This is a genomic window from Streptomyces sp. NPDC093149, assembly GCF_044754145.1.
GTDB lineage: Bacteria > Actinomycetota > Actinomycetes > Streptomycetales > Streptomycetaceae > Streptomyces.
On record NZ_JBIVON010000007.1, the window covers coordinates 473,359 to 484,166 of the forward strand.

The 10,808-nt window shown below is 70.2% G+C and carries 9 protein-coding genes; 7 read left to right on the top strand and 2 right to left on the bottom strand.

Features of this window, described 5'->3' with window-relative positions; translation table 11 throughout:
* Positions 1-156 precede the first annotated feature (156 nt).
* The 4 genes from ACIQCZ_RS23640 (at position 157) to ACIQCZ_RS23655 (ending at position 2,545) form a co-directional block, all read left to right on the top strand.
* The gene (locus ACIQCZ_RS23640; RefSeq protein WP_402284660.1) at positions 157-1,461 is read left to right on the top strand and encodes a CynX/NimT family MFS transporter; all 1,305 of its coding nucleotides are present in this window, start codon (positions 157-159) and stop codon (positions 1,459-1,461) included.
* A gap of 26 nt (positions 1,462-1,487) precedes the next feature.
* Positions 1,488-1,598 carry an SGM_5486 family transporter-associated protein gene (locus ACIQCZ_RS23645; RefSeq protein WP_402284690.1) on the top strand — a complete coding sequence of 37 codons (111 nt, stop codon included), beginning with the start codon at positions 1,488-1,490 and terminating at the stop codon, positions 1,596-1,598.
* A gap of 147 nt (positions 1,599-1,745) precedes the next feature.
* A complete protein-coding gene (locus ACIQCZ_RS23650) occupies positions 1,746-1,952 on the top strand; it encodes a hypothetical protein (RefSeq protein WP_402284661.1) in 207 nt (68 codons plus the stop codon).
* Between the two features lie 74 nt (positions 1,953-2,026).
* Entirely contained in the window at positions 2,027-2,545 is a 519-nt protein-coding gene (locus tag ACIQCZ_RS23655; RefSeq protein WP_361452677.1) for a histidine phosphatase family protein, read from the top strand.
* Between the two features lie 195 nt (positions 2,546-2,740).
* On the opposite strand, the gene serB is transcribed toward ACIQCZ_RS23655, so the two are convergent.
* Positions 2,741-3,997 carry a phosphoserine phosphatase SerB gene (gene serB, locus ACIQCZ_RS23660; RefSeq protein ID WP_351083731.1) on the bottom strand — a complete coding sequence of 419 codons (1,257 nt, stop codon included), beginning with the start codon at positions 3,995-3,997 and terminating at the stop codon, positions 2,741-2,743.
* Between the two features lie 376 nt (positions 3,998-4,373).
* Here serB and ACIQCZ_RS23665 point away from each other — a divergent pair, with 376 nt between their 5' ends.
* Positions 4,374-6,917 (top strand): FHA domain-containing protein, encoded by a 2,544-nt coding sequence (locus ACIQCZ_RS23665; RefSeq protein ID WP_402284662.1) that lies wholly within the window; start codon positions 4,374-4,376, stop codon positions 6,915-6,917.
* A gap of 232 nt (positions 6,918-7,149) precedes the next feature.
* On the opposite strand, the gene ACIQCZ_RS23670 is transcribed toward ACIQCZ_RS23665, so the two are convergent.
* Positions 7,150-7,911, bottom strand: a complete 762-nt coding sequence (locus tag ACIQCZ_RS23670; protein WP_402284663.1) for a transglycosylase SLT domain-containing protein — start codon at positions 7,909-7,911, stop codon at positions 7,150-7,152.
* Between the two features lie 881 nt (positions 7,912-8,792).
* On the opposite strand from ACIQCZ_RS23670, the gene ACIQCZ_RS23675 reads away from it, so the two are divergent.
* Both ACIQCZ_RS23675 and ACIQCZ_RS23680 read left to right on the top strand, forming a co-directional pair.
* On the top strand, positions 8,793-9,938 hold the full coding sequence (locus ACIQCZ_RS23675) for a GAF domain-containing sensor histidine kinase (protein WP_402284664.1): 1,146 nt from the start codon (positions 8,793-8,795) through the stop codon (positions 9,936-9,938).
* A complete protein-coding gene (locus ACIQCZ_RS23680) occupies positions 9,931-10,575 on the top strand; it encodes a response regulator (RefSeq protein WP_376223218.1) in 645 nt (214 codons plus the stop codon). Before ACIQCZ_RS23675 ends, ACIQCZ_RS23680 begins: the two co-directional genes overlap by 8 nt.
* The last annotated feature ends 233 nt before the right edge of the window (positions 10,576-10,808 follow it).

Consider the following 10,808-nt stretch of genomic DNA (forward strand, 5'->3'; position numbering starts at 1 on the left):
CTCGGGTCACTGGGTGACGAGGGGTGCTCGGTGTGACGGTGCTCGGTGTGCGGGGAGGGGAGAGGGGTACGGGGGCGTTCTGCCGGGAGTGCATGGTCTCAGAGCAGGGCCCGAAGGATTGGACAATCAATCATCCCATGATTCTATGATGACCCCATGCCCGACGACGAGAGCCGGCCGCAGACCCGGACCCTGAGCCCCGCCACCGCAGTGGACGCCCCCACGAACACCCCGGCCCCGCACGCCGCACAGGCGATGCGGACCGCCCCCGAGGCCTCCCCGTGGCTGCTCCGGCTGGTCGCCGTCGCGCTGGTGCTCGCCGCGCTCAATCTCCGCCCCGCCATCACCAGCCTCGGCGCCCTCCTCGAAGAGGTGCAGAACGGCCTGCACATGAGTGGCAGCGTCGCCGGCGTCCTCACCTCCGTACCGCCGCTCTGCTTCGCGGTCTTCGGTGTCATGGCGCCGCGCCTCGCCCGCCGCTTCGGTCCGGGTGCGATCGTCTGCGCCGGCATGATCGCCATCACGGCGGGTCTGGTGATCCGGCCGCTCGTCGGCGGTACGGCCGGCTTCCTCGCCGCGAGCGCCCTCGCGCTCATGGGCATCGCCGTCAGCAACGTCCTGATGCCGGTGATCGTCAAGCGCTGGTTCCCGGACCGCGTCGGCTCCATGACCGGGCTCTACTCGATGTCCCTGGCCCTCGGCACCTCGCTCGCCGCCGCCCTGACCGTGCCCATGACCCACGCACTGGGGGGCAGCTGGAGGGCGGGCCTCGGCATCTGGGCCGTGCTCGCCGCCGCCGCGGTCCTGCCGTGGATCCCGCTGGTACGGGACCGGCGCCGTGCCGCGGGACAGACCGCCGCCCGCCATCAGGAAGCCCCGGCACTCAAGATCGTCCGCAGTCGTACCGCGTGGGGCCTCGCCTGCTTCTTCGGCCTGCAGGCCACGGCCGCGTACATCACCATGGGATGGATGCCGCAGATCTTCCGCGACGCCGGGGTCTCGGCCGGCACCGCGGGCGTCCTGCTCGCCGTGACCATGGCGATGGGTGTGCCGCTCGCCTTCGTCATCCCCCGGGTCGCCGCCCGCATGAAGAACCAGGGCCCGATCGTCGTCGTCCTCGGCGCCTGCGGTCTCATCGGATACGCGGGCCTCTACCTCGCACCCGCCGACGGGGCCTGGGCCTGGGCACTGCTGCTGGGCATTTCGAACTGCGCCTTCCCGCTCGCCCTGACCATGATCGGCATGCGGTCGCGCAGTGGCGCCGGAGTGGTCCGGCTGTCCGCTTTCGCGCAGTCCACCGGCTATCTGATCTCGATTCCGGGGCCACTGCTCGTCGGCGTGCTCCACCAGCACAGCGGCGGCTGGGGGCTGCCGATCGCGCTGATGGCGGGCCTCATGGTGCCGCAGATGGTGGCCGGAATCCTGGCGGGGCGGGACCGGACGATCGAGGACGAATGCTGAGATGCGAGACTGAGCCCATGTCTCCTGTGCTCGACCCGAATCCGCAGAACGGTCAGAAGAAGCTCCTCCTCGTACTCGGGGCGATGCTGCTGGTCACCGTGATCATCTCGGTGATCGCCACGATCGCATCCCCCTGACCCGCGCCCGGCGGCCGATGGTGGGGCTGGCCCCACCATCCCCTAGGGGGCCAGGGTCAGGGTGAAGTGGGTGGGTCACCGGATGGGACCGGCGCCGTCGCGTCCGTAGGTTCGAGGTATCAGAACCGACGACCCACGGAGGCGGACATGTCGGCCCGTACGCACACCCGGACCACCCACCCGGCCACGGGCGCCGTCGAGGTCCGGCTGCCGTGGTGGGCCGTCGCGCTGCCCGCGATCGGGTTCGCCGCGCTGCTGCTGATGATCGTGGGATCCGGCGAGGCCCACGCGGCGACGGCCGACCCCGCGGTCGGCCGGTTGCTTGAGCGGATCGTGGCCTTCGTGACCCGCTGACGGCGCTCCCGCCCACCGCCCGAGCCCTCCAACACCCTGCGACGGGCGGCACGTTTCGTGCGAAGCTGAGGTGTATGAGCGTCGATACACCTCGCAGGATCGTCCTTCTCAGACATGCCAAGGCGGAATGGTCGCAGGACTCGGACCACGAGCGGCCACTCGCGGAGCGCGGCCGCAAGGACGCCCCCGTCGCGGGCCGCAAGCTCGTCGACTCCGGGATCGTCCTCGATCTGGCCCTCTGCTCGACGGCGGCCAGGACGCGAGAGACGTGGAAACTGGCGGTGCACGAGATGCCGCACCGGCCCAGGACCGTGTACGAGGAGCGACTGTACGAGGCGTCCCTGGGCGAGCTGATCGCCCTGATCAACGAGACCCCCGACGATGTGCGCGATCTCCTCGTCATCGGCCACAACCCCGGCATGCACGCCGTCGCCGACGCCCTCTCGGAATCGGCCGAGGGCGACGCCCTGTCCCGGATGAACCGCGGAGGGTTCCCGACCGCCGCCTTCGCCGTCGTCGAGTTCTCCGGCTCCTGGAAGGGCGTGGAGCACGGGGTGGGCAAGCTGGTCGAGTACTGGACGCCCAACGACTGACCCCGCCGCGGCACGGCTCGCGCTGCCGAACGGCTTCTTGTGCGCCTCCCGTGTCGTACGCGCGGGGCCACGGCGCGCGTTGCCGTACGGCACCCTCCGTCGTATGCACGAGCAGGGCCCCGGTGCGGAAGCAGCCGGGGCCCTGCTGCTGCGCGAGTTCGCGCGTACGCGGGTGCGTGAGCACGCGGATGCGCGTCAGTCGACGAGACCGTCGGCGGCCTCGACCTCCTCACGGGTGATGCCGAGCAGATACAGCACGGTGTCCAGGAACGGCACGTTCACCGCGGTGTGCGCGGCCTCGCGGACCACCGGCTTGGCATTGAAGGCCACCCCGAGCCCGGCGGTGTTCAGCATGTCCAGGTCGTTCGCACCGTCACCGATCGCCACGGTCTGTGCCAGCGGCACCCCTGCCTGCGCGGCGAAACTGCGCAGCAGCCGGGCCTTGCCGGCCCGGTCGACGATGTCACCGACGACCCGTCCGGTGAGTTTGCCGTCGACCACTTCCAAGGTGTTGGCAGAGGCGAAGTCGAGCCCGAGACGTTCCTTCAGATCGTCGGTGACCTGGGTGAACCCGCCCGAAACCACGCCCACTTGGTAGCCGAGCCGCTTCAGCGTACGGATCAGGGTGCGGGCGCCGGGCGTCAGCCGCACCTCCGCGCGCACCTTGTCCACCACCGACACATCGAGCCCCGCCAGCAGCGCCACCCGTGCGTGCAGCGACTGCTCGAAGTCGAGCTCGCCGCGCATCGCCTGCTCGGTCACCTCGGCGACCTTGTCCTCGCAGCCGGCATGGGCGGCGAAGAGCTCGATGACCTCGTCCTGGATGAGCGTCGAGTCGACGTCCATGACGACCAGTCGCTGCGCCCGGCGGCTCAGCCCGGCCGACACGACCGCCACATCGACACCGATCCCGGCGGACTCCGTCGCCAGCGCCGTCCGCAGCTCCTCGGTCCCGGCGCCGGACACCGCGAACTCGACCGCGGTGACCGGATACTTCGCGAGCCGGAAGATGCGGTCGATGTTGCCGCCGGTCGAGGTGATCGTGGCCGCTATGGCGGCGGTCGACTCCGCGGTCAGCGGGTGCCCGAGCACCGTCACATGGGAACGTCCGTAGCCACGCGGCCGGTTGTCACCCGTACCGGAGATGATCTCGGCCTGCAGCTTCAGGGAGTCGGCCCAGCTGTGCACGGTGGCCCGCAGGTCGCCCTCGGTGGTGCCGCCCGCGGTCGGGGTGGTGACCAGCGCGCACAGGACGATGCGGCCACGGGTGACGACCTGCTCGATGTCGACGACATCGACCGAGTAGGCGGCGAGGGTGTCGAAGAGCCCGGCGGTGATCCCGGGGCGGTCCTTCCCGAAGATCTTCACGAGAAGGGTGGGTGTGTCCGCTCCCTGACGGTACTCAGGGGGCTCAGGAGACGGAGAGGACTGAGGTGGCTGAGATGCGCTCATGGTGCTCCCACCGTATCGGTCCGCATCGTGGCACCGGCGGTCCGTCCCGAAGGTCGGACAGCGTGCCGCCGTCCTGGCCCGCCCCGGGCGTGCGGGCGGCGACCGACGGCACGCACGCGGGCTCGTCCGGCGACCGGGCACCGGCCCGACCGGAAGATGCGTCCCGTAATGCCCCGTTCACCCATGGTTCATATCGAGTCATGGTCGCTTGCCACTCTCCGTTCCCGTTCCTCCCGGGCGACGGCGCGACGCCGCAGGTCCCGGCAGGGGCTTCACCCCGCCCGACTTTCGTATCCGGGACTGCTCCTGGAATAGTTCCCCACGATGTTCAGCATCCCTAGACTCCCTGCAACGGGGGTAACACGGGGGACAACTAGTGGGGCGCGGAGTGCCGGAACTCGTACTGGAATTGAATGGCAGGACCTGGACGCTCGATCCGTCCAGGTCGTACACCTTGGGCCGCGATCCGCAGGGGGACCTGACGATCGACGACGCCAGGGTGTCGTGGCGGCATGCCACGATCAGCTGGGGCGGCCGGAGTTGGTTCATCGAGGACCACGGCAGCACCAACGGCACCTATGTGCAGGGGCGGCGCATCCAGCAGCTGGAGATAGGGCCCGGCTCCGCCGTGCACCTGGGCAATGCCACCGACGGACCGCGGCTGAGCATCGGTGCCGCCGCGGGTGCGCCGCAGGCGCCCGTCCAGCAGCCTCAGCAGGATGGCGCCGGCTGGCCCGGCCGGCAGGCGCCCGTCCCGCAGCAGCATCAGCCGCAGCAGGGCTGGCAGCAGGCCCCTCAGGGGCAGCCGCAGCAGTCGGCGCAGCCCCATGTGCCTCAGCAGCAGGGCAGGGCGGACACGCCCGGCGCGGGCGGGCCCGGCGGTGCCGCGGGGGCGCCGTCGGTCTACGGCGACCGCAGCCCGACCACGTTCCACCAGTTCGCCCTCGGCCGTGTCATGCGCATCGGTCGTGCGCTGGAGAACGAACTGGTCGTCTCCGACCTCCAGGTCTCGCGCCACCACGCCGAGTTCCACGCGACCCCCGACGGCCGTTTCGAGATCCGTGACCTCGGGTCCCACAACGGCACCTACGTCAACGGTCAGCCGCTCCCGAAGTCCGGCTCCGCTTTCATCGGGCCGAACGACATCGTCGGCGTCGGTCACTCGACGTTCCGCCTGGTCGGCGACCGGCTGGAGGAGTTCGTCGACACCGGCGAGGTCTCCTTCTCCGCCCGCCACCTCACGGTGACGGTCGACGGCGGGAAGCAGATCCTCAAGGACGTGTCCTTCGGCGTCCCGGAGAAGTCGCTCATCGCGGTCATCGGCCCGTCGGGCTCCGGCAAGTCCACCCTGCTCAAGGCGCTCACCGGCTACCGGCCCGCCAACCAGGGCGACGTCCTCTACGACAACCGGAACCTGTACAAGCAGTTCGCCGAGCTGCGTCAGCGCATCGGTCTGGTCCCGCAGGACGACATCCTGCACAAGGAACTCACCGTCACCAAGGCCCTCAAGTACGCGGCCAAGCTCCGCTTCCCCGCGGACACCACCGAGGCCGAGCGAGAGGCCCGGATCCTCGAAGTCCTCGCCGAGCTCAAGCTCGACATCCACAAGGACAAGAAGGTCACCTCGCTCTCCGGCGGCCAGCGCAAGCGTGTCTCCGTGGCCCTGGAGCTGCTCACCAAGCCGTCGCTGATCTTCCTGGACGAGCCGACCTCCGGCCTCGACCCGGGCATGGACCGCGACGTCATGCAGTTGCTGCGCGGCCTGGCCGACGACGGCCGTACGGTCCTCGTCGTCACCCACTCCGTGGCCGAGCTGGCGATCTGCGACAAGCTCCTCGTCATGGCGCCGGGCGGTTCCGTCGCCTACTTCGGCCCGCCGGAGGAAGCGCTCAACTTCTTCGGCTACACCACGTGGGCCGATGTCTTCTCCGCGTTCGAGAACTACCGCGACTACGACTGGGCGGGCCGCTGGCGCGGTTCGCAGCACTACCAGATGTACGCCGCGGACATCGACGCCGTCGCCCCGCAGTCCATGCACATGTCGCCCCCGCAGCAGCTGCGACCGCCCAAGCCGCAGAGCTGGACGGCTCAGCTGTTCACACTGATACGCCGATACGTCTCGGTGATCGCGTCCGACAAGGGCTTCATGGGTCTGATGGTGATCCTGCCCGCCGTGCTCGGCATCGTCAGCGTGGTCATCCCGGCCAAGTTCGGCCTGGCCCCGCCGGACCCGCCGTCCCGGTTCAACAGCGCCGCCGGAACGATCATGCTGATCCTCGCGGTCGGCATGTGCTTCTCCGGCGCGGCCAACTCCGTACGAGAACTGATCAAGGAACGCGTCATCTACGAACGGGAACGGGCCACCGGTCTCTCCCGTTCCGCCTATCTGATGTCCAAGGTGATCGTCCTCGGCGTGATCACGGCCTTCCAGGGCGTCATCATCTGCGGCATCGGATTCTCCACCCGTGAGCTGCCCGCAGAGGGCCTGATCATGCCGCCGGCCGTCGAGATCTGCCTGACGATCATCGCGCTCGGCTTCACCTCGATGATGTTCGGCCTGGTCATCTCCTCGCTGGTGAAGACCTCCGAGAAGACGATGCCGCTGCTGGTCATGTTCGCGATCGTCCAGGTCGTCTTCACCGGCATCCTCTTCCAGGTGTACGGATCGCCCGGCCTGGAGCAGTTCGCCTGGCTGATGCCGTCCCGCTGGGCCATCGCCGGCGCGGGCACGACGCTCGACCTCTCGCACCTCATGGCGCCGTGGGACCCGAAGAACCCGACCGATCTGGACCCGCTGTGGGAGCACTCGGCAGGCCAGTGGGGGATCAACATCTCGGTGCTGCTGTTGCTCGGCATCATCTGCGGCATCGCGGTCGCGCGACTGCTGCGCCGCCACGAGCCGGAGGTCATGCGCAAGTAGGCGCGAGCACCGGCACGGAACACCGGAGGGGGGGGGCCCCCCCCCCCGGGGGGGGGCCCCCCCCCCGGGGGGGGGGGGGGGGGGCCCCCGCCCCCCCCGGGGGGGCCCCCCGGGGGGGGCGCCCCCCCCCCCCCCCCCCCGGGGGGCCCCCCCCCCCCGGGGGGGGGCCCCCCCCCTCCGGCATTGTGTGTGCCGTTCGACGCACGGGCCGTCCGAGGACGTCCGGAGCCGGTCAGTACGCGCTGTTGACGTTGTCGATCGAGCCGTACCGGTCGGCGGCGTAGTTGGCCGCGGCCGTGATGTTGGCGACCGGGTCGTAGATGTTCGTCGAGGTACCGGGGACGTGGTACGCGTTGAACGTCGGCCGGATGACCTGCAGCAGGCCGCAGGACGGGGTGCCGTTCTTGGCGTTGATGTCCCAGCCGTTGACGGCGTTCGGGTTGCCGGTGGACTCCCGCATGATGTTGCGGTGCAGACCGTCGTACGAACCGGGGATGCCGCGGGCCCGCATGATGTCCAGGGACTGCCTGATCCAGCCGTCCAGGTTGTTGGCGTAGACCGGGGTGCGCGCCTCGGAGCGGCTCGCGGCCTGCGTCTCGTTGCGCTTCTCGGCGGCGGCCGCGGCCTTCGCCCGGGCGGCCTTGGCCTTCGCCTCGGCTTCGGCCCTGACCTTGGCGGCGGCCTCGGCCTTCGCCTTCACGGCGGCGGCCTTCTCGGCCCTGGCGAGGTCGGCGGCCTTGACCAGATTCGCGGCGGTGGAGTGCTGCTCGATGAGGCTGGCCTGCAGTGCCTTGGCCTGCGGAGTGCCGGCGGCCGACGCGAGAAGCACGGGGGCGCCGGACGCGGGGGTCTGCGCCTCGGACTTGGATTCCGCGTTGGCGGGGACGAGCGAGAACGAGAGCGAGGCGACGGCAACGGCGGAGATGCCCGCGACGGAGAGCTTCTGGGTCTTGTTCAGGCGACGACGACTGCCGGGGGTGCTGGACATGGACATACAGACGTACCTCTTCGAATTGCGGGAGTCCTCACGGAGGACGAAGACGGGAAGCGGCGTTTTCGCATCTCCGTCGGGGACGAGAGCAATTCTTAGCGTCAGCAAAATCTGGTGGCAAAGGTGTGATGTACGAACCCGGATAGTGGATCGGTGTCCCGCTCGAACGTGGTGGCCCGCGCTCATGCCTACTGATGTGGCACTTACATCTCCACTAGCGAGCTTCGTAAGTGATATGGGTCCTATGCCCGGCCTCACACCGGCCGGGCGGCAAACTCACCAACCGTTGCTCAAGCAATCCAGAGGGTTAGGTTCCGCGTCGGAGAACGGTAGTTGGGCGTTCCTGGACTCACCCGGCCCCGCGTCTGCTCCGGCAGACCCGGCTACGACGGAGTCGTACACCCGGCCGGCGCCCGGTCCGGGCTCCTGGGGGCGTCGCGTCACGTCCGCGCAAGGGGGTGTCCGGATAAGAGTCCGTACAAGGGGGCGTCCGGATAAGAAGGGGGTGCCCGGACAAGGGGCGGTATGAAGGGGCGCGCCCGTACGAGGCCCGGCCCCGTTCGACGCCCCGTGGCCACCACGGCTCCAGCCGGGCCGACCGGACTCGTGGGGGATCGCCGCACTCCACGCCGTCGACGGCCCCAGGGCCTTTCGCCTGGATCGGGCCGGATCGGCGAGCGGGGCCCGGGGCCGTGGATCGCAAGGCGGAGGGAGGAGGGAGTCATGGCGATCGACGACAACGCGGCGAGGCGCGGTGTTGGGCACACGAGCCCGGCGTGATCCGAACGAGAGGGCCCGAACGAGAGGTCCTAGTCCCTGCGCCCTAATCAGGGGCCTCCCACGGGCTGATACGACACCTCCACCCCCGCCGGTACCGTGAGGCCATGAGTCATCGCCCACCGTCGGGCCTCGCAGCGGTGAGTGCCGCGCTGCTCGCCATGAGCCGGCACCTCGAAGTGCGGGACGTCCTCAAGACGATCGTCGCCTCGGCCCGAGAGCTGCTGGACGCCGAGTACGCGGCCCTGGGCGTCCCCGACGACCACGGCGGCTTCGCCCAGTTCGTCGTCGACGGGGTCAGCGACGAGCAGTGGAAGGCCATCGGCCCCCTGCCCCGGCAGCACGGCATCCTCGCCGCGATGCTCCACGAGGCGAAGCCCGAGCGCCTCGCGGACGTCCGAAAGGATCCCCGCTTCGAGGGCTGGCCCGCCGCGCACCCCGACATGTCCGACTTCCTCGGCCTCCCCATCCGGGACGGCGACGAGATCATCGGCGCACTCTTCCTCGCCAACAAGCGCTGTCCCAAGCCGGAAGGAAGCTGCGGATTCACCGGCGAGGACGAGGAACTGCTGGCGATCCTCGCCCAGCACGCGGCGATCGCCCTCACCAACGCCCGGCTGTACGAGCGGAGCCGCGAACTCACCATCGCCGAGGAGCGGTCCCGGCTCGCCCATGAGCTGCACGACGCGGTCAGCCAGAAGCTGTTCTCGCTGCGGCTCACCGCACAGGCCGCCACCGCCCTGATCGACCGCGACCCGGCCCGCGCCAAGGGCGAGCTGCACCAGGTCGCCGCGCTCGCCGCGGAAGCAGTGGACGAGCTGCGCGCCGCCGTCGTCGAACTGCGCCCCGCCGCGCTCGACGAGGACGGTCTCATCGCCACGCTCCGTACCCAGATCCAGGTCCTGGACCGGGCCCACACGGCCCGGGTCACCTTCGAGAGCCGCGGCGTACGGGCCCTGCCCGCCGCCCAGGAGGAGGCGCTGCTCCGGGTCTCCCAGGAGGCCCTGCACAACGCACTGCGCCACTCCGGCGCCGAGCACGTCGACGTCACGCTGGCCCGGCAGGGAGGCGGCACGCTGCTCCGGATCACCGACGACGGCAGCGGATTCGAACCCGCGGCGACCCGGCAGGCAGGCCGGCACCTGGGCCTGGTGTCCATGCGGGACCGCGCGAGCGGGGTCGGCGGAAGACTCATCGTTGAATCGGCGCCCGGCAAGGGCACCACGATCGAGATGGAGGTACCCGGTGGCTGACAGGATCATCAGGGTGCTGCTGGTCGACGACCACCAGGTGGTCCGCCGCGGTCTGCGTACGTTCCTGGAGGTCCAGGACGACATCGAAGTGGTCGGCGAGGCGTCCGACGGCGCCGAAGGAGTGGCCAGGACGGAGGAGCTCCGCCCCGATGTCGTCCTGATGGACATCAAGATGCCCGGCACCGACGGGATCGAGGCCCTGCGCAAGCTCCGCGAGCTGGGGAATCCGGCCAAGGTCCTCATCGTCACCAGCTTCACCGAGCAGCGCACCGTGGTCCCCGCCCTGCGCGCCGGAGCCTCCGGTTACGTGTACAAGGACGTCGACCCGGACGCCCTGGCCGGCGCCATCCGCTCGGTGCACGCGGGCCATGTCCTGCTCCAGCCGGAGGTCGCGGGGGCCCTCCTCGCCCAGGACGACGCGGGCGGCGGCACGGGCCGGGGGAGCTCCCTCACCGAACGGGAGCGGGAAGTACTGGGGCTGATCGCCGACGGCCGTTCCAACCGGGAGATCGCGCGAGCACTGGTCCTCTCCGAGAAGACCGTCAAGACACACGTCTCGAACATCCTGATGAAGCTCGACCTCTCGGACCGGACGCAGGCGGCCCTCTGGGCCGTCCGGCACGGGGCGGCGGGCTGAGAGCCTGTCGGGTGGCCTCCGACCGGGCGGGCCGAGGCCACCCGACAGGCTCTGAGCGGAACCGAAACGGACCGTCTCCCTCCGGTCCGGGATTCATACTGTCGGGTGTATGTCACCCGGACGGCGCAACCCGTTCGTCTCCGAGGCGTTCTCCAGGGTGCTGCGGCCAGCCGCCGCAGCACCCGGGCGGAGCCCTCGGCGGCTGAGGGACTGAAGACCCTGGACCATAGCCC